This is a genomic window from Nostoc mirabile CHAB5784 (genome assembly GCF_020829645.1).
In the GTDB taxonomy this organism is placed as follows: Bacteria; Cyanobacteriota; Cyanobacteriia; order Cyanobacteriales; family Nostocaceae; genus Nostoc; species Nostoc mirabile.
On sequence record NZ_JAIVFS010000115.1, the window covers coordinates 1 to 21,692 of the forward strand.

Annotated in this window: 20 protein-coding genes and 6 pseudogenes; 10 read left to right on the plus strand and 16 right to left on the minus strand. The window is 40.3% G+C overall.

Going from position 1 to position 21,692, the window contains the following annotated elements:
- Positions 1-447 precede the first annotated feature (447 nt).
- Positions 448-1,365, minus strand: coding sequence for a 5'-methylthioadenosine/S-adenosylhomocysteine nucleosidase (locus LC653_RS37695; RefSeq protein WP_229500370.1), 918 nt, complete (start codon positions 1,363-1,365; stop codon positions 448-450).
- Between the two features lie 853 nt (positions 1,366-2,218).
- On the opposite strand from LC653_RS37695, the gene LC653_RS37700 reads away from it, so the two are divergent.
- Both LC653_RS37700 and LC653_RS37705 read left to right on the plus strand, forming a co-directional pair.
- Positions 2,219-4,849: a CHAT domain-containing protein gene (locus tag LC653_RS37700; protein ID WP_229500371.1), complete on the plus strand. Its 2,631-nt coding sequence runs from the start codon at positions 2,219-2,221 to the stop codon at positions 4,847-4,849.
- An 87-nt stretch (positions 4,850-4,936) separates the two neighbouring features.
- Positions 4,937-5,665, plus strand: coding sequence for a DUF928 domain-containing protein (locus tag LC653_RS37705; RefSeq protein WP_229500373.1), 729 nt, complete (start codon positions 4,937-4,939; stop codon positions 5,663-5,665).
- Between the two features lie 26 nt (positions 5,666-5,691).
- On the opposite strand, the gene LC653_RS37710 is transcribed toward LC653_RS37705, so the two are convergent.
- The 4 genes and pseudogenes from LC653_RS37710 to LC653_RS37725 all read right to left on the minus strand — a co-directional run bounded on the left by LC653_RS37710 (position 5,692) and on the right by LC653_RS37725 (position 9,773).
- Positions 5,692-8,502: a CHASE2 domain-containing protein gene (locus tag LC653_RS37710; protein WP_229500375.1), complete on the minus strand. Its 2,811-nt coding sequence runs from the start codon at positions 8,500-8,502 to the stop codon at positions 5,692-5,694.
- 63 nt (positions 8,503-8,565) lie between these two features.
- A pseudogene (locus LC653_RS37715) lies at positions 8,566-9,010 on the minus strand (ISKra4 family transposase); the annotation flags it as partial.
- Between the two features lie 184 nt (positions 9,011-9,194).
- Positions 9,195-9,447: pseudogene (locus LC653_RS37720) on the minus strand (transposase); the annotation flags it as partial.
- 173 nt (positions 9,448-9,620) lie between these two features.
- Positions 9,621-9,773, minus strand: a complete 153-nt coding sequence (locus tag LC653_RS37725) for a hypothetical protein (protein WP_229500377.1) — start codon at positions 9,771-9,773, stop codon at positions 9,621-9,623.
- Between the two features lie 24 nt (positions 9,774-9,797).
- Between LC653_RS37725 and LC653_RS37730 the strand changes: the two genes are divergently transcribed.
- The 3 genes from LC653_RS37730 to LC653_RS37740 all read left to right on the plus strand — a co-directional run bounded on the left by LC653_RS37730 (position 9,798) and on the right by LC653_RS37740 (position 10,943).
- On the plus strand, positions 9,798-9,998 hold the full coding sequence (locus LC653_RS37730) for a hypothetical protein (protein ID WP_229500379.1): 201 nt from the start codon (positions 9,798-9,800) through the stop codon (positions 9,996-9,998).
- A gap of 49 nt (positions 9,999-10,047) precedes the next feature.
- Positions 10,048-10,398 (plus strand): transposase, encoded by a 351-nt coding sequence (locus LC653_RS37735; RefSeq protein WP_229500380.1) that lies wholly within the window; start codon positions 10,048-10,050, stop codon positions 10,396-10,398.
- A 188-nt stretch (positions 10,399-10,586) separates the two neighbouring features.
- Complete coding sequence (locus LC653_RS37740; protein WP_229500382.1) at positions 10,587-10,943, plus strand: transposase; 357 nt, start codon at positions 10,587-10,589, stop codon at positions 10,941-10,943.
- Between the two features lie 23 nt (positions 10,944-10,966).
- Here LC653_RS37740 and LC653_RS48055 read toward each other — a convergent pair.
- Both LC653_RS48055 and LC653_RS48060 read right to left on the minus strand, forming a co-directional pair.
- Positions 10,967-11,131: pseudogene (locus LC653_RS48055) on the minus strand (IS701 family transposase); the annotation flags it as partial.
- Positions 11,132-11,146: 15 nt separating this feature from the next.
- Positions 11,147-11,263, minus strand: a pseudogene (locus LC653_RS48060) (IS982 family transposase); the annotation flags it as partial.
- Positions 11,264-11,588: 325 nt separating this feature from the next.
- Between LC653_RS48060 and LC653_RS37745 the strand changes: the two are divergent.
- The gene (locus LC653_RS37745) at positions 11,589-11,963 is read left to right on the plus strand and encodes a hypothetical protein (RefSeq protein WP_229500383.1); all 375 of its coding nucleotides are present in this window, start codon (positions 11,589-11,591) and stop codon (positions 11,961-11,963) included.
- On the opposite strand, the gene LC653_RS37750 is transcribed toward LC653_RS37745, so the two are convergent.
- Complete coding sequence (locus LC653_RS37750; protein ID WP_229500385.1) at positions 11,956-12,156, minus strand: hypothetical protein; 201 nt, start codon at positions 12,154-12,156, stop codon at positions 11,956-11,958. The two genes, LC653_RS37745 and LC653_RS37750, sit on opposite strands and share 8 nt — an antisense overlap.
- Before the next feature lie 300 nt (positions 12,157-12,456).
- On the opposite strand from LC653_RS37750, the gene LC653_RS37755 reads away from it, so the two are divergent.
- Positions 12,457-12,849 carry a hypothetical protein gene (locus tag LC653_RS37755; RefSeq protein ID WP_229500386.1) on the plus strand — a complete coding sequence of 131 codons (393 nt, stop codon included), beginning with the start codon at positions 12,457-12,459 and terminating at the stop codon, positions 12,847-12,849.
- Positions 12,850-12,934: 85 nt separating this feature from the next.
- Positions 12,935-13,627, plus strand: a complete 693-nt coding sequence (locus tag LC653_RS37760) for a hypothetical protein (protein WP_229500388.1) — start codon at positions 12,935-12,937, stop codon at positions 13,625-13,627.
- Positions 13,628-13,749: 122 nt separating this feature from the next.
- Here LC653_RS37760 and LC653_RS37765 read toward each other — a convergent pair whose 3' ends face one another.
- Positions 13,750-14,001 (minus strand): hypothetical protein, encoded by a 252-nt coding sequence (locus LC653_RS37765; protein ID WP_229500390.1) that lies wholly within the window; start codon positions 13,999-14,001, stop codon positions 13,750-13,752.
- 441 nt (positions 14,002-14,442) lie between these two features.
- Here LC653_RS37765 and LC653_RS37770 point away from each other — a divergent pair, with 441 nt between their 5' ends.
- Entirely contained in the window at positions 14,443-15,129 is a 687-nt protein-coding gene (locus LC653_RS37770; RefSeq protein ID WP_229500392.1) for a hypothetical protein, read from the plus strand.
- A 24-nt stretch (positions 15,130-15,153) separates the two neighbouring features.
- Here the strand turns inward: LC653_RS37770 and LC653_RS48320 are convergent.
- The 7 genes and pseudogenes from LC653_RS48320 to LC653_RS37800 form a co-directional block, all read right to left on the minus strand.
- Positions 15,154-15,291 (minus strand): annotated as a pseudogene (locus LC653_RS48320) (ParM/StbA family protein); the annotation flags it as partial.
- 733 nt (positions 15,292-16,024) lie between these two features.
- Positions 16,025-17,701, minus strand: a complete 1,677-nt coding sequence (locus LC653_RS37775; RefSeq protein ID WP_229500393.1) for a strawberry notch C-terminal domain-containing protein — start codon at positions 17,699-17,701, stop codon at positions 16,025-16,027.
- Positions 17,688-18,722 (minus strand): strawberry notch-like NTP hydrolase domain-containing protein, encoded by a 1,035-nt coding sequence (locus LC653_RS37780; RefSeq protein WP_229500395.1) that lies wholly within the window; start codon positions 18,720-18,722, stop codon positions 17,688-17,690. Before LC653_RS37780 ends, LC653_RS37775 begins: the two co-directional genes overlap by 14 nt.
- A 232-nt stretch (positions 18,723-18,954) precedes the next feature.
- On the minus strand, positions 18,955-19,863 hold the full coding sequence (locus LC653_RS37785; protein WP_229500397.1) for a site-specific integrase: 909 nt from the start codon (positions 19,861-19,863) through the stop codon (positions 18,955-18,957).
- A 5-nt stretch (positions 19,864-19,868) separates the two neighbouring features.
- Positions 19,869-20,237, minus strand: a complete 369-nt coding sequence (locus LC653_RS37790; protein WP_229500399.1) for a helix-turn-helix domain-containing protein — start codon at positions 20,235-20,237, stop codon at positions 19,869-19,871.
- 11 nt (positions 20,238-20,248) lie between these two features.
- Positions 20,249-20,515 (minus strand): tyrosine-type recombinase/integrase, encoded by a 267-nt coding sequence (locus LC653_RS37795; protein ID WP_229500401.1) that lies wholly within the window; start codon positions 20,513-20,515, stop codon positions 20,249-20,251.
- A gap of 215 nt (positions 20,516-20,730) precedes the next feature.
- Entirely contained in the window at positions 20,731-21,090 is a 360-nt protein-coding gene (locus LC653_RS37800; protein WP_229500403.1) for a hypothetical protein, read from the minus strand.
- 372 nt (positions 21,091-21,462) lie between these two features.
- On the opposite strand from LC653_RS37800, the pseudogene LC653_RS37805 reads away from it, so the two are divergent.
- Positions 21,463-21,555: pseudogene (locus tag LC653_RS37805) on the plus strand (NblA/ycf18 family protein); the annotation flags it as partial.
- Positions 21,556-21,692 lie beyond the last annotated feature (137 nt).

Here is a 21,692-nt window from a genome sequence, read left to right on the forward strand (position 1 = left end):
TCTGGAGCAGATATACTACAGAATTGTTAAAGGTCGCGGATGCTTTGAGGCTGACAAGATAATATTTTTAATCTCTAATTCCATTTGATTTGCGTTCTCTCATATCGCTTTTAGTCTAAACTCCAGTCCTAAAGCTGAAGCTGTTGGTAATTAGCAAATGTAGCGTTAAGGACTTCCTAAAAGTAAAAACTTCACCCATCAATATTTAGATGCGATCGCCCTGAGTAAAATTCCGAACTGCTGTATAGGGCTACCTATTTGTAGACTAATCGTCCTTCAACATAGCTATTAAGAAGTTGATTAGAACTATTGAAGTTCAGGGCTTCATAGCCAAAGTTCGTTAAAACTGACTCAAATGTATTGTCGAGTAAGCTTTAGCTTTGCAGCCCAGAAATTCATTGGCAGACGAAAAAGCAGGTGCAATATCTGAATATAGCTACTTATCTCCTATTCATCAACGTTTCCACGCTTTTTCGACCAAGCCTCCAAAAAGCCAAGGGTCACTTTGGCTTCGTTACTCTCAGCTAAACCGCTTCCAAAGAACGCACCAACTTCTACCGAATCATCTCCACCTGCTAAATCTGATAAACTGCGGAAAGCAATGAAAGGGATTTCGTTAGCATAAGCAACGTGAGCAAATGCTGTAGTTTCCATGTCTACCGATACAGCCTTAATAGTTTTAAAAACATAATTTCTGTAGTCGGGATTAGCAAGAAAAGCTGGCGCTGTTATACCTCTACCGCCAATCCGCACTAGTGGCTGAGTTGATATACAAACATTTGATTGCTTCGGCCCGCATTTGTCAAGTTGGGGACGAATTGTTTTGGCTACAGCCAGCATTTCTGCGTCAACTTCATAATCAAACTTGTACTCACCATTTGGGAAGTTTGAGTTGTTTCTCACAAAGGTGTCGCGCATAAACAAGCCTGTACCAACTGAACCATTTCGTGTTGGCACTTGATAATCAGAATTTGGTGTGCTAGTAAAAGTAGACAACTTCAAGCCAAGACACAACAAGTCACCTGGCGTTCCACAGGGAGTTGGAATTTTGCTATCACGGTTCCAGTAGACTTCTAAAGGCAGCGCCCATTTTTTAGGAATAACAACATCACCGACGTTATAATCTGGATTCACACCGCCAGCAATCCCACTGAGTAGCAAGTGATGAGTGTTGAAGTGGTCGATCATCAATTGAGTAACCATTGATGCATTTTCAACGCTTACTCCAGTCAAAACAATCACTACATTGTTGCCTCTGAGCTTTCCTGTAGTAAAGATATTACCGTTGATCTTATATTGATACTTGTTAGTAGTTTGGGCCAACAAAATATCTGCTTCTTCACCAAATGCAGAGAGAATACCCATACGCGGTTTGCACTCTGTAAGACAAGCTTTTATTTTTCTTTCCCGCGCATTTACTTGAGTTGTAGCCAAAGAGAGACATACAAGGGCAATTGTACATGCACGTTTTATTTTCCAGGTGAGCATATTAATGTTTTTTGATGGTAATAGACACTTCAAGCAGTTTTCATTAACAACTAACTCTTATGCATTGATGAAAACATTGTACACAAATTACAGTATAAAATCCGAATACAGAATCATCTTTAACAAAAATACAATCAATTTTTATAAAAAAATTAACTCTCTTGTTAATATTAATGCTTGACTAATAAAAAAATATATGTATTAATAAATATAACAATTAGGTAAATATTAATATTATTACTTGACTAATAAAAAATTATATGTATTAAAAAAGTAAAAGAATTGTATATTGACATAAGAAACCAAGTGCAACCCTTTCATGGTGTCTAATTTTGGGATGCTAATAACATCTTCTTAACCTTATTTTATCAGTCTGGCATAACTAAATCGCTGAAAAGCATTCAGAGCTTTACTTTTCCGGTTTTGGCGACAAATTTTAGTTAATATTAGAAAATAAAGTCTCAAACCTTGGTTAAATCAAAGTTCCAGATTCTAACTTCGATTATTGTTTTCCGAGAGGTTAAGTACAGAACAGTGGCGTTATGGGCGCTCCATCCCGCAAGCTTGAGGCGATATCTACTGAAGTTTTTATTAATACTTATTACATAACTGCCCTCTGCCTTTCTTTGGAAAGATTAGCCAGCTAAACTTATTAGGCACATTTAATATGATTAATCAACGCCAAAATTACAAATTACTAATTAAAAATAGCAAATTATTATGACCATTTATGCGTATTCATCGTCACCTAATTTTAGGCTTACTAATCTTTTTGTTAATAACAACTGTTTTACCAGCCACTGCCCAGTATTCTATTTCCCCAACTCAATCCCCAGTCACCCTACTCGAACAAGGAAAACAACTTTATGATTCAGGAAAGTTGGTAGAAGCTGCACAAATTTGGTCACAAGCAGCCCAGAGATTTCAGCAAAGTAAAGAGCAGCACTATCAAGTATTAAGTTGCAACTATTTAGCTATTGTTTATCAAGATTTAGGCAAGTGGGAAGTAGCGCGATCGCTAATTACCCAAGCACAGAATATTCTAAAAACAGTGGATGATTCCTTCCTTTACGCCCAAGTTCTCAACACCAAAGGAAGTTTTCAATTTAACACTGGTCAACCGGAATTAGCCTTAGAAACTTGGCAGCAGTCCGAGAAAATCTATCGTTCCCTCAAGGATGTAACAGGAATTGTGCTGTCGCAGATTAACCAAGCCCAAGCATTGCAAACTTTAGGAGAGTATCGTCGGGCACAAAGGCAACTAGAACAAATCAATCAAGACCTTGCTGCTTTACCTAATAATCTCCTAAAAGCCAGGGGATTACAAAGTTTGGGGGTAACTCTGCAAGTCGTGGGAGATTTAGAGCGATCGCAACAAGTATTATCGCAAAGTTTAGCGATCGCCAAGCTTGTAAATTCTACCGCAGATATTGGGGAAACCTTCTTAAGATTGGGGAATACCGCTAGAGCTAGGGAAGATTTTAAAGCCGCCTTAGAATTTTATCAACAAGCAAGTAATAGTGGTGGCGATACCTTCTCTACGAGAGGCTTCTCTTTCAGAGACGCTAACGCGAACGCCAACGCGAACGCCAACGGTGGGCTTTCCTACGGAACGCTACGCGAACGCCAACGTACTCAACTAGAAGCACTTCTCAACCAACTCAGCCTTTTAATAAAAACTGAGCAAAATCAAGCTGCACTAGTATTATTACCCCAAATTCAAGAACGTCTTGCTAATCTTCCTCCTAGCCGTTGGGGAATTTACGCGCAAGTTAATTTAGCAGCAAGTTGGATGAAACTGTCATCATCAAAAACAAAAGACATTGCTCAACTTTTGGCAACAGCAGTCAAACAGGCCAGCGAATTAACAGATGCAAGAGCGCAAAGTTATGCTTTGGGAGAGTTAGGACATCTCTACGAACAAACTCAGCAATTCTCAGAAGCCTTAAATCTTACCCAAACAGCACTAACTTTAGCACAGGGAGTGCAAGCAGAAGATATTGCTGTCAATTGGTTTTGGCAGCAAGGACGAATCGAGAAAGCTAGGGGGAATATTGAGCAAGCAATTACTGCTTATGAACAAGCTGTTGATTCCCTAACATCTCTGCGTCAAGATTTACTACAAACGAATCCTGACGTGCAGTTTTCTTTCCGCGACGAAGTTGAACCAGTGTATCGGCAGTTAGTACAATTACTTTTGCAAAATGTAGATAACTTGCCCCAAACCATCAAGCTACAACGCTTAGATAAATCCCGCAAAACAATTGAAGCACTGCAATTAGCAGAGTTAGAAAACTTCTTCCGCGAAGCCTGCTTAACTTATAAACCCCAACCCATCGATAAAATTGATTTAAAAGCCGCAGTCATTTACCCAATTTTGCTAGAACGTCGCTTGGAGGTAGTTGTTTCTCTTCCTGGACAACCTTTGCAACATTATGGAACAAACCTTTCCTCAAAAGAGGAATCAGAGGTTTTTGATGAACTGCGCCAGTCTTTAAACCCTGCTTTCTTGCCTGACGAGGTACTACCTTCTGCCCAAAAATTATATGATTGGTTGTTGCGTCCTGCCGAAAAAGAGATAGAACTTCAGAAGATTAAAACTTTAGTGTTTGTCTTGGATGGTTTTTTACGCAGTGTACCAATGGCAGTTTTGCACGATCGCCAACAGTTTATTATCCAAAAGTACAGCATAGCATTGACTCCTGGTTTACAACTATTAGAGTCTCGGCATCTTCCTAACCAACAATTTCAAGCCTTAACTGCCGGTTTAGCAGAAGCACGGCAAGGCTTTGCAGAGTTACCTGGAGTCAAACAAGAAATTAAACAAATTACAAACTATGTCCATGCAAAGATACTACTAAATGAAAAATTTACCCGCGCCAACGTCCAAAAACAAATAGAAGAAGTTCCCTTTTCTATAGTTCATCTTGCCACCCACGGAGAATTTAGCTCCAAAGCCGAAGACACATTTCTTTTAACTTGGGAAGACCGGATTAATGTTAAAGATTTAGATAGATGGTTAAAAGGTGCATCTTCAAAACTGAGCAAAAATGCTCCACACCAACCAATTGAACTGCTAGTTCTCAGCGCTTGTCAAACTGCCAAAGGCGACAACCGCGCCGCTTTAGGATTAGCAGGAATTGCCGTCCGTTCTGGTGCTAGGAGTACTCTAGCAACCCTCTGGTCAGTACAAGACAAATCAACTGCTGACTTAATAGCAGAATTTTACCGTCTGCTTACCCAAAAAGCCGTCACCAAAGCTGAAGCACTGCGTCAAGCGCAGCTATCTCTATTAAATTCTCCTCAGTACAAACATCCTTACTATTGGTCTCCATTTGTATTGGTAGGAAATTGGCGTTAACTCACGGATGAGGGAGCAGGGGGAGCGGAGGGGAAACTTTTGACCTTTGTACAGACGCGATTAATCGCGTCTCTTGACCCTTGACAAATGACAAATGAATTCTTGATTAATAATTTTCAGAAAATGATAGTAAATAATTTTTCATATCAATTTAAATTCTTCACTCTTGGCTTATCTTTACAACTGTTGATGTTTGCTTTACCTAGTTTGGCGCAATCAGAATCAGTCACATCAAAAGCCAACCTATCAGAGCAATTCATTTTTCAAGAGAATTTTGAACCACCTGGAGAGCCAGAACCAAAAAGTGAAACTGTTGGTGCAGGTTCTCGTGATGGCCTGAGGTGTTCTGAGAATGAACAGCCCATTAGACCTTTGATGCCAAAGCGTAACTTTGGGTTAACCTTCCAAGATCATCCTCCCGTATTCATTTCCTTACCCAAAACTTCAGCACAGAAGGTTGTGCTGACCTTTAGAGATGAAACGGGTAACTATTATGAAAGAACTTTTTTACCTATTACTGCTAGTGGAGGGATTGTTAGCTTCACTCAACCCAAAGAAAAAACGCCGCTAACCATAGGTAAAAATTACGAATGGTCATTGGTAGTTGTCTGTGGAAAAACTGTGCAACCAGACGATCCTATATTTAAAGGTTGGGTACAACGAGTTGCAAAAACCACTAAAGTAGATAGGGAGTTGAGCCAGTTGACCACCATCGGTCAAGCAAACTGGTACGCACAGAGAGGATACTGGTATGAAATGCTCATGATTATAGAGAAAGCTAAGAAAGCTGAACCCAAGAATACCCAATTAAAATAATTCGTAATTAATTACGAATTATTTGGTCAATCATCCTGTTGTAATATCTTGTCTATCAACTGCTGATTTTCTTTGCCTTCTGCTTGTTTGAAATATTCAATCGCAATTTTTCCAGCAGCAGGTTGCTCTTTTGCAACCGCAAGTAGTAACTTGAGAGTTTGCTGGAGTTGGATTTTCTCAAGCTGCTTAGTTGCAAACATAGGTAGAATAATCGGAGCAAGTATTAATCCCAATAATGGGGGAATAATCGGAATCCACCAACCTTGTAAAAATGCCAGATAACTAAACACGATTAATCCTAGTCCAGTGCTAGTGACGACAAACATTAATTGTCTAGGTGATTTTAATCGCCAAGCAATTAATGTTCCTATCCCAGACCAAAGCAAAATCCATAAGCTCTCCCATATCTCAGACCAAGTTTGCAGCATTCCTCTTCCTTGCAGCGCTGCGGTTAATATTTGGCTGGTAATATTAGCATGAATAAATACTCCTGCCATTTGTTTTGATGACCCAAATAGCCGATTGTTATAAGGTGTTTGAAACAAGTCATTAATACTTTCAGCTGTTGCACCAATTAAAACAACACGATTTTGGATTTTTTCTTTTGGTATCCGTTCTTGCAACAAATCTGTGATGGAGAAGCTTTGAAAATTTTGTTCTGTGCCGTGATAACTAAGTAAAATTTGATAACCTCCAGTATCAGCCCAAACATAGCCTCCGTCAAAAGGTTGCAAGGGTATTATTAAGGCTTTGCCAAGCTGGATATGATGGCGATTTTGAAGATGAGGATGGGGAGTGATGCCAACAGTTTTTAAGTATTGTAATGCTAATTGTAAACCCAAACTCTGGCGTAATTGATTTTTTGGCGATAGCGTAGCGGTAGCAAGTCCGCGTTCGTGCAGCGTCTCGTAGAGAGCGTTTTGCTCCGCCAACGTCTGCGATGAACGCACTGTCAATAAGGCACGACGTACCTTACCATCTCCATCCAATACTTGGTCACTAAAACCCACCTGGCTTAATTGGGCTAATACTCTTGGTGGTGCAACCTTAGTGCCTACGACTTTATCAATACCAATAAGATTGGGAGTAGTTTTGAACAATTCTACTAATTCTTGATACCCCGGTTCTACTGGCAAATCTCGATATAAATCCAACCCAATTAATTTAGGTTGATAAGTTTTCAATTTGTTGAGCGCTTTAACCAAAATATTATCAGGTATGGGGTATTGTCCTATTTTTTGTAAATCTGGTTCATCAATTGTAATTACAACAACACGAGAATCAATTCCTGCTTGGGGTCGTTGTTGCAAAAAGCTATCAAACATATTCCATTCCATTCCCTGCAATAAACCAATGAAGCGTAGCAGGATAATAAAACTAGTAATACCAATTGCAAAGCTGACAATACACGGTTTACCAAAGTGTAATACAGCATTTAATTTAGCAGCTTTTCGGGCTTGGTTCAAAATCCGATTTGCTTCCTTCGCAGCTGTCAGAGTAAACTGTGCTTTTTCTAATTCAATTTTTTCGGCGTTTAAATTCATTTCAATTTCTTGTTTATCCAACTGCTGACTAGTAGCAAGAAACCGATAATCTATATTAGAAAGCTTTTTATTTTCTGACCAAGCTATTGCTTCTTTTAATCTCATATCTCTTAATAATTGAGTGCTATCTTGCTGATTGCTATCAACCCAATTTTTGAGGTTTTGAGAATATGGACGTAAATTTTCTAGCTTTTTAGCAACCCAATCTAAATTAAATATAGCTTGATAGATTTTATTTTTTATTTGAGTTTTTCCTTGAAATATGATAACCAATCCCGATAAAATCAACTCATTTTTTTCTCTAATATCATCAATTGTGACTTCTTCACCTATTAAAATTTGCTGATAAACTCCTAATAATCTTCCTGCCGTTTGCTCGTTATTTAGAAGATGCGAGCTTATAGTTCTTAAGTGTTCCGGTTCATCTTGAAACTCCCAATTATTTATAATATGTGACCTAACTAAATCACTAACAAATAATTGAGAATTATTTATTAGTGATTTATCTCTATTTTTACATTGTTCATTTGCCACAATTTGACATAGCTTTTGAGTAAGAAATGGTTGTCCACCAGTCCAAACTAATATCTCTTTTAAAATAAGTTTTGGATTTGCTACTTTTCCTTCCAATCCTTTTGTTAAAGGAATAGTTTCTTGTAGCTTAAAACCCTGAATTTCTATTGATTTACCAATATTAAATGGTGTACGTCTTTTATCTTGAATCAAATCTAATGGAGTTGCAACTCCGAAAATAGCAAAGGTAATACGTTTATATTCAGGATTGATTGCTCGTTGATTATAGCAAAACCGAATCAATGCAAAAAAATCATCAACTGAGAAATCTAAACTCAGAATACTATCAATTTCATCAACAAAGATAAATAATCGTTTGTCAGGAAAATGAAGCTGTAATAATTCCTCAATAAACCACCTTAATCTTTCCAGTAAAGATATATCTTCTTGTTCACGCCACCAACTTTTTAAGTTGATTTTATTTAATAAATTAAAACCTAACCATAAATCACCAACTACACTTTTATACCACTGGAGTGGGGTGACATGGGAAGTACCAATAATCGACATATCAATGGTACTGCATTTAAATCCTTCTTGTTCCAAGCGATGTTTTGTACTTGCAAGCAGAGAGGATTTACCCATTTGTCGAGAGTTTAATATATAGCAAAACTCTCCCTGCTTAAGAGCCTCATAAAGCAGGTAATCTGCTTGTCTTCGCACATAACTAGGTGCATTAACTGTCAAACTTCCACCGACTTGGTATTTATAATCAATCATAGGTTTATAAGATGGTGTCTAAGAGGCTGTTTGTAAAGGGAGCATCCCTCTTTGGCGAAAACATCAAATAGCGAGTGTTCCGTTGAGGTAAGCACAACGAACAGAAAGTACTGAATTAACGTTGTCAACTTTCCACTGCGCTCCAGAAATTTTAATCCTTTTACCAAGAAGCTTAATAGCAGATTCCACTGCTCCAGAACCTACAGAACAGACTTGTTCAGCTTGGCAATAGCTGTAGTTGACAATTCTTTGGCGATGGCGCTCTAGATAAGCACAAAAATTCTGTGCCTGCTTACCTTTAGAATTGGTAAACAAAGCCTGGGTTGCTTCTACCTGCCCTTGCCACAATAGCACTTCAGCTTTTTTCAGCCGCTTTAAGGAACCACCAACTTTATAGAGATTTTCTTTATCGTTGAAACCAATCTAAAATTTCCCATCTTTGGTTGGCGATGTCTACGACGGGCTTCGCCTACGCAAACTCCCGAACTAAATTCCATACTCCTTCATGACAGGGCGGCCGCATCATGTCAATAAGCAAAGTCTATTCTCAATAGAGTGGAAAATAATGTCATTAACTCTTGCTTATTGCGAAAAATTTAGGCGATTGCTTTGGGGCTTAAAAAATAATCAAACGCGAAAGGAAAGATTTTTTCGTTGGTTTTTAACCTTCGTTGTGATCAAGAGTAATTTAGATGCGTTTGCCCTGCCCAGATACCTCGTCTTTGCCACCTGCGGTAATAACTGTAAACGGTTGAACTGGGTGGAAAATCCCTTGGCAACATATCCCATTGACATCCTGTTTTCAAGTGGTAATAAATGGCGTTACAGACTTCTCGCATATCGGTAGTACGGGGGTGTCCACCTAATGAAAGCTGCTAGAATCAAACAGGCAAGGATTGCCCATTCTGCGTCACTGAGGTCAGTAGAATATGGCTGGCGAGGCATTGTATCTACGTAAATGTACTGACTCTTTGTATCTTACCCTTGGACTTAAGCCTTATTCTTTCTCTTTAGATTTACTTTATAAATAGCCTCTTACTTAGACACCAGCAGACAGAAATTGTCAGGCACGTCAAAGTTAAAGGCACGTCATCCCCTGACGACCCCAAATTAAGCTCCTACTGGGAACATCGAAGGGTATTATTTCTAGCATCACCGCCCCCGTAGAGAGAATCATTGCCATCATTGCCAAAAAGCAGGCTATCGCTTGAATCGTAAGCACTCAAGCTATCATCGCCATTACCACCGTTAAGGGTGTTATTATAGCCCATCAAATAGAATATTGCCGAGTGCAGGTGTTGAAGAAGTTGCTGGCAGATTATCCAGATTTTCTAAAAGGAAGTTTTCCAGAGTTACTTTGGTATTACAGGGTGACAAATTCAACCCTTCACGTTAGCGCATCTCGTAGAGAAGAAAATCGTAGTTCAACAGCGATGCCTGCGGCGGGCGTAAATGCAGCACTCATCCTCAGCAATCACAAGAACCTATCCCACTAATATGAAAATGTGATAATCTATTCCTCATTTGAGAAGGGTGTATCACTCTATGGCTGGACGTTTTGAAGGACTGAGCGACCTAGAATGGAAGTTGTTTGAAGATATATTTTCTGAGGAGGCATCCAAACGTGGTAAAGGAATGCCTCATGCACCATATCGTTATGTATTAAATAGTCTGTTGTACATTTTGATTACAGGGTGTCGATGGTGTGACTTACCACATGGTGATGTGTGGGCATCGAAAAGCTCATCGCATCGATGGCTAAAGCGATGGCGTGACAATGGAACATTTGAATACATACAAGCACGTATATTAGTGATCGCTGATGAGAAAGGACTGATAAACTGGGATTTTGGGGCTGTAGACGGCTCTTTTTCCCCCTGGAAAAGGAGGAGGTGAAGAAGTTGCGTATGGTGGGAAAGGGAAAGGTATTCTTATCCACACCCTTACAGAGGGTAATGGAATGCCGCTCTCTAATTCAACAACTGCTGCTAACGGTAACGAGAGGGAACAGGTATTACCAATACTCGAATAAAGTCAAATTAAAAACCTTGAAACGCGGTAGGCCACGTAAACGAGTTAGAGTCTTGGCTGCCGATAAGGGGTATGACTCGAAACAACAACGTGCGAGTCTACGCAAACGGGGGATTCGACCCCAAATACCAAAAAGGGTTTGGAAAAGTAAGAAAAATAAAGGTAGACCCATTAAGATATCTGTCACGAGATACCAGCAAGAACGTTGTTTTGCTTGGTATCAACGTAAATACCGTCGTTTAGTTGTTCGCTGGGAACGTCAAAAAGTATATTTTGATGCATTTCTTGATCTTGCTTCTATTCATATTTGGATTCAAAGAGTTTTATTAGTGGGATGGGTTCAAGAACTACCCGTCGCTTCATTCTTAAGTAAGCATTTTCCCTCTATAAACCCTCTTTTGTTACTTTAGGAAGAGAAAAATCAGTAAAATATTCAACTAGCAAGAGGAAAACTGACCGGATCAGCCCGAAAATCATTCATGAAGTTGATTAATTTCAAAAAGCAACGTTTCATACCAGGAATGTTAAATACTGTTAGCCAAGGTCGAATTAAACAGTAAAAAATATAGGGTTGAATAATCAATCTCAGGTTATTTAACGTGAGTTCGACGAACTAAAAAATGGCAGGAGGCAGTGCAGGCAAATCTTTTGGATAAATGTCAATCGACGGTTTATTAGGCAAATAGGTGTAAGCAGCCAAATCAGCCATCAGATTGACCAAAAAGTTAAACTGATATTTTTAGTCTCGGCGTTTTTTTGTGACTTTTTTCTCCATTCTCAATCAATCTTAGCGATCGCTCTTTACCCGGATTTCTCACGCTTTATATCTAGCAAGCTTTTTGGCTTTTTATAACCGTCGAACTCACGTTAACTTTACTAGCTACTCCAGTACCGATTTTTTCAGTACTAACGTAGCTAGTTCTTTTTAGAGGGTGTATATAAACTTCTTGAGTTAGGTATGAGTTCCATTTTTCAAAAAGCACACTAGGGTGTAATTGACTTATCGATTACACCTGTTCCCTCAACGAACTCCTAAATCAAGTGAGGCCATAATTATGACTTTATTAGGTATTGATAGACCTTTAGATACAACCCAAGTAAAACTGTGGGACGAGCGCGATTTATCTACAAGCGATCGCCGCCGAGAACATCTAGAAATTCTCCTGTGTCAAAAAGTCCAAAAGGGAGAAGACCCTGCCTTATGCGAACAAGTTTTGAATTATCTGTACTTCTCCATATATCAACAGAAGCTCAATCGCATCGCTATCCAAAAGGAGAAAGAAAAGTCGGTCTTTGCATCCGTACAGCAAGTTTTTATTACATCGTTCGCTATTTTAGGAGTGTTTGCGTTCCTTGCCGCCGCTTCCAACAAGTCAGTTGTGCGATCGCCTGGGGTAATCCCTCCAGCTATAGAACGGCAAATCAATTGACCAAACAATTCGCTTTTTCGCCCAGTCGCAATACTTCTCTACGAGAGGCTACGCCAACGGCTACGCTCAGTACAAGTTCGCAATTGCGGATGTAATTGGATAATAGCTCTCTATTATTTAGCTTCAAGGCAAACAACAGAAGACCGTCAGAAACAGCTTCAAAAATGGAGTCTTCTAATTGTTTTTGATTCATCTGGATGTATCGGTTCAAGAATTTTCACTTTCTTTTTCGCAAAGCGATCGCTCTTAAAGTGGCGCTTGAGCCATCGCCCAGAAACTTGTGTAAAATAGGCGTTACCGTGCCAAAAAGGGAACTGTATGCTAGCACTGTAAGGCATTCAGTCCCAGATTAGTCAATAAGAGCGTTCGCGCTCGGTGGTGAAGGGGATTTAAGCAACAGATACCGTTGCCGAGTACCTTGATAAACAATAGATTCACAGCTAATGCAATGGTGTAGAGTTTTTAGAATAGAGGCAGGAAACTAGAAAATACCATGACAAACACACCAAACCAACCAAGCCGATTAGAACTTATCGAAGCAATTTTAGTCAGAGTAGCGACACAACAAGAGGTAAACACTACTGCTATTGCTGGATTAACTGCAAAACAGGAAGTAAACACTACTGCCATTTCTGAACTGACTACAAAGCTGGATAATTTGAGTGACAACATAGCAGAGCTTACCAGTAACGTTAATACTGTCCTAGCTCGTAGTGGTGTACTGGATGATGTTTTACTTGAATTACGCGATAGTCATGAACAGCATGAACAAAGCTATGAAAGACATCAACAGAATTTTTTAGAGCATCAACGTACCAGCAATGCTGCATTACAAAGTTTAGAAGCTATACTGTTACAGCTTTTAAGAATTTTTCCTCAGCAATAAAAACTGCTAACTGTAAGCTTTTAATACAGTTCTACCCTAAAATATAGTTTATTTTTTGATTTTTATTGTTAAGGAGACAACAAAAATGCAACTTTTCGTTTATATTATTGAATCATTACGACCAGAAGATATTAGAAATCGTAAAAATTTGGCGTTAGGTCAGGTGTTAGCACAATCTTTAGATTTTATCGATATTAATTGTGAATATATATATGTAAATAGTAAAAGTGAGTTTGATAGTGCAATTACTTTAAACCTTTGTGAGACTTGTTTGAATAAGAAAGCATTTCCTATTCTTCACTTTAGTATGCACGGTAATGAACACTGTATAGAGTTTTCTAATGGTGAATTTATAACTTGGGCGGAGTTGAGAGAAGGACTATCTTTCTTAATAAAATTAATGTCAAATGATTTAATTATTTGTATGTGTACTTGTTATGGTTTTTCGGGATGTCGAATGGCTATGAATATTGATGACGAAGAAACTTTTGGTATTTTAATAGGTAATGACAATCAATTAGGATTTAACGAAGGTTTAATAGCTTATCAAACTTTTTATTATCAGTTATTAAGAGGTAATACAATTCCGGCTTCAGTTGAAGTAATGAAAATTGCATCAGCAGATAATAATTTTAGATATATATCAGGTATTGATGCTAAAAAAGGTTATTTAGACTATATTAGAAATCAGGCTTATGAATTAGCTAAAATTAGGATTGAACAAGCAAAAAATCAATTTAATCAAATGTATTTTTTAAGTGATTTCTCTAATCAATAATCTATCTTGTAATATCAGCTTGAAGCACAGATACCGAATAAAGAAAAATATACCTTTTTTGTAAGTCGCTAAATAATTTAAATTTTTGTGTTTTCAGCTTTTGTAGAAATGTCGTCTAATGCTCAAATCCCGACTTTTGAGCAAACCAACACTAAAACCCAATCACCGAAACAGCCTGACGCTTTTGCTCTGGCGTGACCTCCAGATAACGCTGCAAAGTCAAGAGGTCGCTGTGTCCAGAAATTTCTTGAATAGTTCAAGGGAGGTATCCCGGCGCTGGACATCTGCGCTCTGGCAGTTCGCCTAAACGAATGGGTGCTAACTCCCTCTACTCCAATCCGTTTACAGGCATCCCGTAAAATCTTGTCTGCCATGAATCGGGGTCAGACGTTCAGTTACACCGCGCATACCGGGAAACATTGCCCCCGGTATTAGTTGGTATTCGCCCAGCATTGCGGCTAGCCCTGGTGGGATGTCCACAATCCGGGTTTTATGCTTGCCTTTGGTGGTAGACTTGCTCTAAGTGATAGCACCAGATTTGATATCAGTCGTCTGGAGTGCTAGCGCTTCTGATACGCGACAACCAGTGAAAAGACAAATCCTTTTCCAGAGCGCGATGGCATAACTCCCCATGCCCAGGCGATCGCGTTTAGTGAGAAACCTTTCAGTAATAATCGCTTCAATTCGTCTTAGCTTAGTATCTTTCCTTGTCCGTTGCCGCTAATGGCATACTGTGCCAAATACGCTAAATACAAAGGTAAAACAACTGCCAATGCAAGATTTAAGTCAGTGCAGGAATCGCATTTTACATCACAATGCTTCCATTCCTTGAGTGGATATTGGAATTCCGCCTTGGTTATCTCGGTCGCTACTGGAGCCTGATAAGTGTTGCTGGCCTATTCATTGGCTTTTTGCTCTGTGCGCTGATATTTGTGCCATTGATTATTAACATGACACTAGATCCGTTCAGATATCCAGATCATATTGTCATGAGTGCGATCGCTGCGGTGGTTTTTGGTGCAATACTCTGGCTGGGACAGTGGCTGATGCTGCGACAGACTGAAATGACACCAAGAATTTTTGCTCTGATCAATACAGTAGTTGGAATTTCTGTCTTCTCTGTGCTGGTGTGGTTCAATCAAAAAAGTTTGCAATGGAGCGGTGGCCCGATTGAAGGCTGGAAAACCGGACTCATCTTTCTAGTGGGTGGTACCTGTACCGGAGCCGCGACGGGTAAAGCATTAGATTTTTACTGTGGACGAGTTGAGCAGCGATTAATCAGACTTGAGAGGGAGAGGGTAGAGGAAGAAACCCAAGAGCGAGAAAGGCTTCTGAGAGAAAGGTTTGAGAAGGAGAAATTAGAGCAAGAAATCCTAGAAGCAGAGATGGCACAAAGGAAAAGGATACAGCGAGAGGCGGCTCAAGAGGAAGAACGCCTCTGGTACGAACAACACGGCAAAAACTATGCAGATTATGAATATGACGAGGAGGAGGAAGAATAACTTTGTGCTGACATGAACGACCGTAAGCGATCGCTGCTCGGCAGTGGAAAAATAGCTGGGCACACGAACTACTTCAAAGCCATCGACTAAAAGTTTAAGGCTTCCGTAACCGTTATCAAAACCCGCAGTCAAAATTTTTTGCAACGTGTGAATGTTTGACATCGGTTTCAACGAATCTGATAGCCGTCTGCTCACAATTAGGACATTGGACTTTCACCTGAATTAGTGAAGGACGGCCTTTATATTCTCCCATTACTGGCTCTCCAGTAAACTCGCGCTCTTATTCCCTGTTGACAGTGCCAACACTCCAATATCACGCGTCCCACTGGTTTGTCGCAGACACCTGTGTTGAACTGAACTTACCCGGACTGTGGAACAATCGTATTTTAACTGTCAACTTATCTATTTTGAAGACTGCGGCATTACTTAATAAAAAAGTATTTTTAACATTTTTGATAAAATAATCTCGTGGCATCAGCCTGTCAGCTAAGACATTATAATCACAACTAAAAAATCATTAGTAGTGCGATCACCAGGCTTGTACTTGACTCCGGTTGTTGAAATTGCATGTTGTATTAGTACGCTTTATCTCATTATTAGGTGTCAATGAGCTATGGATGCTTAAGCTATTGAATGACCCAAAACGTTTTGGGTCAGCAGCACAAATAGCCATAAAAACTCTCATAAAGTAAATAACTCTGCTAGAGCAAGGAACCAATCAAAGACTTGCTAACCTAAAAGGCACACCACCGATGCGCGACTTGGAACGGCTACGGGAAGCTGTTAAGTAAACAATAGGCTGAATTCATTTATTTTAAGCATTTAAAGGTGATTATTAATTTTTCTGAGAGTAAAAAAGACCCAGATTAAATGCCTGGGTCTTTTAGGTTGGGAATTAGCCCAAAATTTCAATCACAGCCGCTAGAATAGCTGATGCTTTGTCTGAAACCGGAATGAAAACTCGCTTCTGCCACTGGATAATTTCAGTGAAACAACCAACAGCAACAAGTTTGTCCACTACAGATAGAGCATCAGTTAACTCAATACGTCGTTCATTTGCAATCAATGAGCTTCGTAATGTAACTCCTCTAGGTAACTTTTGTGAGTACCGCTCGTTAAGTACAAGAGTAATCAATTCCTCTGGGCTTAATAGCTTATTCTTAATACCAAGTTGTTCAGTAACAGCCTGAATATCTTGAGCGCTTACTACTCGCCCTAAAACTTGATCGCCATTGCTTAATTGCAGCCGATAAACTCGACTATTTTTGCATGGAAGCGTTTTCCAAATTGGCAAGAGAGTGCCAGTAACAAGATGAATGAAATCAGTGATAAACTGAGGCAATCTCTCTACCTCTTTCGACCAGGCGGTGATGAATTCTTGCTCCTCAACTTCTCTCCAAGTCGATGACTGTTGCAATTTTTGTTTAGCAACGCGAAAATCTTTTTGAGGACGTACTAGCAAGACTCTTGGAATTACCCCGCCTTCATCATCAAATACGCTAGTTGTCGGGATACAAACAGCGCCGTTACCATCCGTTTTATTCACCATCAATCGACCATGATGCAAATTACAGAAATCAATCGTTTGAGCAGCATTTCTAATGTTATTCTTCTGGAGCCGCTCGATTTTCAAGTAATGAGTAACGCTGCCTGTAGAATGGGTATAAACCTCTTCTTTGCTAACAAGAGTTAACTTGTCTGCTCGAATAGTTTCTACTCCAATTTCATACACACCAGCGGCGATGGCGCTTTCAATCTGCTGATTTAAAAGCAGTTCAAACCGCTCGAAAATTAGGTTTTGCATCCCTATTTTCAACGCCAACAGACGATTGAGAAACTGACGCAATGGAGGCAATTCAGTTTTCATCCCACCTTCATGAGAGGTTAGGCTAAGTCCTGTGATTGACTCAAACACCCCTAATGGAACCTCGCTAAATCTGCATTGATAAATCTGCTTGAATAGCTCATACAAAGCACGTTCAGCATAGTCCGATTCGAGATTGTCTTGTGCTGAGAAAATACCGTTTCCTCCGGTTTGCCGTTGTCCTTTGGTAAGTGCGCCCAAGCTGTCCAAACGTCTAGCAATGGTGGAGATGAACCGACGTTCACCAATCACATTCGTTGACACCGGACGGAAAATCGGCGCAGAGGCTTGATTCGTGCGGTGCGATCGCCCTAATCCCTGAATTGCGCTATCTGCTCTCCAGCCAGCTTCTAGCAAGTAGTGAACTCGCCTGAGCCGATTAATAGCATTCAAATCAGCGTGATAACTGCGTCCCGTGCCACCTGCATCACTGAAGATTAAAATTCGCTTTTCCAGAGCCATAAATGCGGCTGTTTCAGCGATATTCGCCCCATTCCCCCTTGAATCCACAAACAAGCGCCCTGAATCATCTTTTAGGACTCGTTTGTTACGACCTGTTACCTCAGCAACTTTGTCGTGTCCAAAATACCAAAGTAATTGCTCTAAAGCTCCCGGTATCGGGTCAAGACTCGCTAGTTTGTCTATGAGTTGTTCCCTGAGGAAGAGGGCTGTTTGTGATATTATAGGAGAACCATCACGATCCGGCAACTGTGACGTTATCAAAGCTATCGTCAACTAAGTACGAACCACTGAGCAGTTCTGAATGTGCAAGACCTGCATAAATCACACTTTCCAGTTGTGCCTCGGACAAGAGTCCGTCTAGCACAACAAAAGACGGTAGCAAAGGTTTATATGTAGGAACTGGTGGCGGTACGAGCGCCAGGGCTGCACTTTCGCACAGGAGTGAGGGATGAGGTTTTGCCCTATGAATCCTAACTCGTTGTGGGCGGTAAGTTTCGTAGAGTGAATCTTTGAGTGTATCTAATGCAGCCCATTCGACTACCTCATACTCAAGCGGTACAACATCTATATATTGCGTTGCCGAGCTTTCTTTTGAAACGACGCTTAATTTAACACGCTGTTTGACCTGGGTTTTCTCTTTAATTGTGCGTTCCCTCTTAGGGTTGCCGCAGGCATCGCCAACTTTCAACTCTTGCCATAGTGGTCTAACTGGCAATTGCTTAATCAGCGTTACCAGTTGAGCTAAGTCCAGTGTCTCTGTTATACAGTTGAACTCATCACAACTAGGAGCTTTTACCTTGTCAATGACCGTCAGCCGGGTGTCGATGGTTGTCCCATGTTTGGCATAAGCTTTACCACTGACACCTACCGAAAGCACAACTGTTGCGTCCTGTTGCATCTCAATAAACGTTTGCTGCCAGTCGGGGTTTTTCGGCTCGAACCAGTTGGCAGTCAGTGCAACCAACCGTCCACCATCTACCAACCGTTGTAATGCCGAATTAACGTGACGAGCTGTTGCTTGACTATTGCGCGAGCGCACATTGGGCGATGCTGAAAACGGGGGGTTCATCAGCACTACGGATGGCTTGGTCTGTCCTGCTAAATAATCGTTGATTTGTTCGGCGTTCACGGAAAATAGTGGAGTGCCGGGAAACAACCGACGCAGAATCTTCGATCTATCGGGTGCAAGCTCGTTGAGCATCATACTTGCACCGTGCAGTTTAGCCATTTGTGCCAATAGACCAGTTCCGGCACTTGGCTCCAGCATTTTCTCTAGGGTTTTAAGTTCTTCTTGGCATTTGTTCCTGATCTAAAAAACATTAGATTTTGGCAAAGTTAATAATCATTTGCCTAAATCGTAAAATTAACCGACCGAGTTTTGACACCACTGGTGAGTGGTGATAAAGTCAAATATGCTGTGATCTTATATGGCGTTTGAGTGGCAAGTGTGGAAAAAGTGACGTTTCACGGATGATCTTGCATAAACCAGTACACTCAGCCTAAAACTCAACACGACTGGCTGTTTCAAATGGCTTGGGGTAAACAATTTCTTGCTGTACCCAAGAGTAGGCGAATGCTTGCTGATACTCCCAGCCTAGCCAGCGTAAAGTTCCAGCACCACCCTGATCAGCAAACATAACAGCCGCAGTTTTTCGGAGTGTATTGCAATCGCAATGAGATCCTAAAAGACGTAAAGAAGCTTGAGAGATAATTTGCTGAATAAAGGCTTGGCTGGCTCGTGTTGTACGGTGAGCTGATTGTGAAGTAAGAATTAAATATCGATTATGGTTATTTTTAAGCATCTGCTGCCGTTGAGCTTCAAACTGTTCTAACAAGGGTTTGAGCCAAGAGGAGGCAGCCGCGGGGAAATCTAAGCGAGTGCTAGGACGACCTGGAGTTCGACTGCCTCGTGAAGGTTTGGGTCTAGGTACGATGATATAGTAAGTATCCGGAAGACTCAGGGGTATAATGTTTTTTTGTAAAGAAAGCACAGTCGGGATTTCAGCATGTTGAAGTTCCCAAACTGAAAGTGCATGAAAGATAATCAGATATAAAACCAAGGCTTCTAATGGTTCTGCACTGGGAGCAGATATATACTCACACAGATGAGGAATTATTTCTAGTGGGTAATGTTTGATAGTTGGAGTTAGTGCTGGAACTTTATGCTTGACAGGGTTTATCAGCGTCAACTTATTGTTTAAAGCCCATTCAAAGAAAACAAATAATTTACTACAGTGCTGACGAATAGTATTGTGACTGTACCGACTGGTTTGGGTAAAGCAATGGAGAGAAGAACAACCCAAACAAACTTCAGGTGGCTGACGCTGATGTGGGTCAAAATCAACTGCTTGAGTGCATATCGAACATTTCCATTGCCAAGCCAGATATACGTAGTAGAGTTCAGACATTTTCATTACCCATTTGTACCTTGGTTAGGAAATTGATGCGGATCAGGGAAAATACTCTCCTGTTTTTCTGGTTGCTTCTTATCTCCATAAAGCCGAGATGGTTTGTGATTAGAAGCAAAGCTTTGCTTTGTAAGTTCTTTAGGTGAGTCTGGAAGTACATCAAAAAAATCACTGACTTTACAGTCTAAAGCGTTACAAAGTGCCTGAATTGTTTGTATTCTTAATGCACTAGGTTTTCCATTAATTAAGGCAGAAACTGCCTGCAAGGAAAGTTGAACTCCAGCTTTAGAAGCAAGTAGTGCCTGAAGTTCTGATGGACGGTAAATATCTCGTTCAATAGCTAGCCACTTCTTCAGGTTCCACACGATAGGCATGAGCATTCTCCTTATGCGTTAGTTGTATTAGGTATCAAATTTTTAACAATACTATCGATAACTCGGTCATAGTACGAGCGACTATGTTTGACATAGCAGTGGAGAGTACTTGGATTTCTATGTCCCATCATGTCCATCAGCACCCAGATTTTATCGGGATTCTGTTCCATAAAGTTAGTGGCAAAGGACTTACGTAAGCTATGCCAGGCTAACGAATGAGGTAATTCCAATCCTGCTTTCCTCGCTTCACAGACAATTACATGCAATGAACGCCACATTCAGTAGATCACAAACTTTTTCCCAAAGGGCGATCGCCCTTTGGGAAAAAGTTTGTGATCTACTGACCCTGGACAAATGGAATTGACAACAATCCCAAAAGATTGTAGAGCTTGTGCCAGCATAATTGTTGCACCATTTAATGTCAGCTTTGATAGGCAGTAACTTGGGACGGGAGTAAGACAAGCCTTCTAATGCTCCATATCCGCTTGAAACGTTAACAACTCGGTTCTTCAAGGGATTTTTCCAACAGGGGTAAAAATGCTTGCACCATCCGAATTGCGCCAAAGGTGTTGGCATTCATCGTGGAATCAAGTAAGTCACGGTCAATGGTAAGAATATTTACATCTTTGTCTTTGATGGAATCGGGGCGGATATCCCTGATTTCATCAGATGTGCAATCAAAGTGTATTGCATCTTTGTTGCCATAAGTCCATTCCCATCCATGAGTGGTCATCAGAGTTTTCACATCTGCCCATTCTTCTATGTCTAAAGATGCACCCTTTTGGTGGTCTGATTTTCCGGGATATCCTACTAGATTATCAATTAATCCCCTCTGTTTTTGGCTATAAAGCATTGTTTAGGCAATCACACAGCGGTAGGCGTTATTAAGGGTCAAGATCCTCAAACTCCAGCATCACGCCGCGACGCTCACCACTCTTACCCAAAGTGTTGCCCATCTCTTCTTTTGAGCGATCGCCAGCCGCAAGCAGAGGCGAAAAATGCTTTTAAAAACCTCTTAGTTAAGAAACTTTAGAACTTAGGTTTTTACTTGGGTTGCCACAATGGAGTGATATCAAGCTTTTTAGCAGCAGATACGGCATTTCTAACCTAGTTAGTACGGTCGGCACCCCTTTGCTTTTTGTAAAACTATCGTAACATTTATTTAGATAAGGCAATATTTGCTTATATTAAGCAAACCCAAATAAAAGAGTAAGTAATAAAAGTGATGAATCAACCCATCGAATTATCTTTAGAACAAGAATTTAGCCTTAGAACATTTGCAGATCAAGTTAAGCAGATGTCCTGTGAACAAGCTCGCATTGTTTTTGCCTAGCGTGGCAAAACTTACTAGAGAAGAGCGGAAATCCTGTAATCTTGACCTTGTAGCGAAATAATGGTGCAAAAACTTGGCAAGAAAAAGTTTAAAACCAGAGGCAACATCGTTTGAAGTACTCG

Coding starts and splice junctions, on each gene's coding strand:
- LC653_RS37735 (WP_229500380.1), top strand. CDS start 10,048: ATGGCTGGACGTTTTGAAGGACTGAGCGACCTAGAATGGAAGTTGTTT.
- LC653_RS37695 (WP_229500370.1), bottom strand. CDS start 1,365: ATGGGTATTCTCTCTGCATTTGGTGAAGAAGCAGATATTTTGTTGGCC.
- LC653_RS37725 (WP_229500377.1), bottom strand. CDS start 9,773: ATGGGCTATAATAACACCCTTAACGGTGGTAATGGCGATGATAGCTTG.
- LC653_RS37750 (WP_229500385.1), bottom strand. CDS start 12,156: ATGAATCAAAAACAATTAGAAGACTCCATTTTTGAAGCTGTTTCTGAC.
- LC653_RS37770 (WP_229500392.1), top strand. CDS start 14,443: ATGCTTCCATTCCTTGAGTGGATATTGGAATTCCGCCTTGGTTATCTC.
- LC653_RS37790 (WP_229500399.1), bottom strand. CDS start 20,237: ATGCCTATCGTGTGGAACCTGAAGAAGTGGCTAGCTATTGAACGAGAT.
- LC653_RS37745 (WP_229500383.1), top strand. CDS start 11,589: ATGACTTTATTAGGTATTGATAGACCTTTAGATACAACCCAAGTAAAA.
- LC653_RS37765 (WP_229500390.1), bottom strand. CDS start 14,001: ATGGCAGACAAGATTTTACGGGATGCCTGTAAACGGATTGGAGTAGAG.
- LC653_RS37755 (WP_229500386.1), top strand. CDS start 12,457: ATGACAAACACACCAAACCAACCAAGCCGATTAGAACTTATCGAAGCA.
- LC653_RS37760 (WP_229500388.1), top strand. CDS start 12,935: ATGCAACTTTTCGTTTATATTATTGAATCATTACGACCAGAAGATATT.
- LC653_RS37785 (WP_229500397.1), bottom strand. CDS start 19,863: ATGTCTGAACTCTACTACGTATATCTGGCTTGGCAATGGAAATGTTCG.
- LC653_RS37705 (WP_229500373.1), top strand. CDS start 4,937: ATGACAAATGAATTCTTGATTAATAATTTTCAGAAAATGATAGTAAAT.
- LC653_RS37780 (WP_229500395.1), bottom strand. CDS start 18,722: ATGCTGGAGCCAAGTGCCGGAACTGGTCTATTGGCACAAATGGCTAAA.
- LC653_RS37795 (WP_229500401.1), bottom strand. CDS start 20,515: ATGTGGCGTTCATTGCATGTAATTGTCTGTGAAGCGAGGAAAGCAGGA.
- LC653_RS37710 (WP_229500375.1), bottom strand. CDS start 8,502: ATGATTGATTATAAATACCAAGTCGGTGGAAGTTTGACAGTTAATGCA.
- LC653_RS37700 (WP_229500371.1), top strand. CDS start 2,219: ATGCGTATTCATCGTCACCTAATTTTAGGCTTACTAATCTTTTTGTTA.
- LC653_RS37800 (WP_229500403.1), bottom strand. CDS start 21,090: ATGCTTTATAGCCAAAAACAGAGGGGATTAATTGATAATCTAGTAGGA.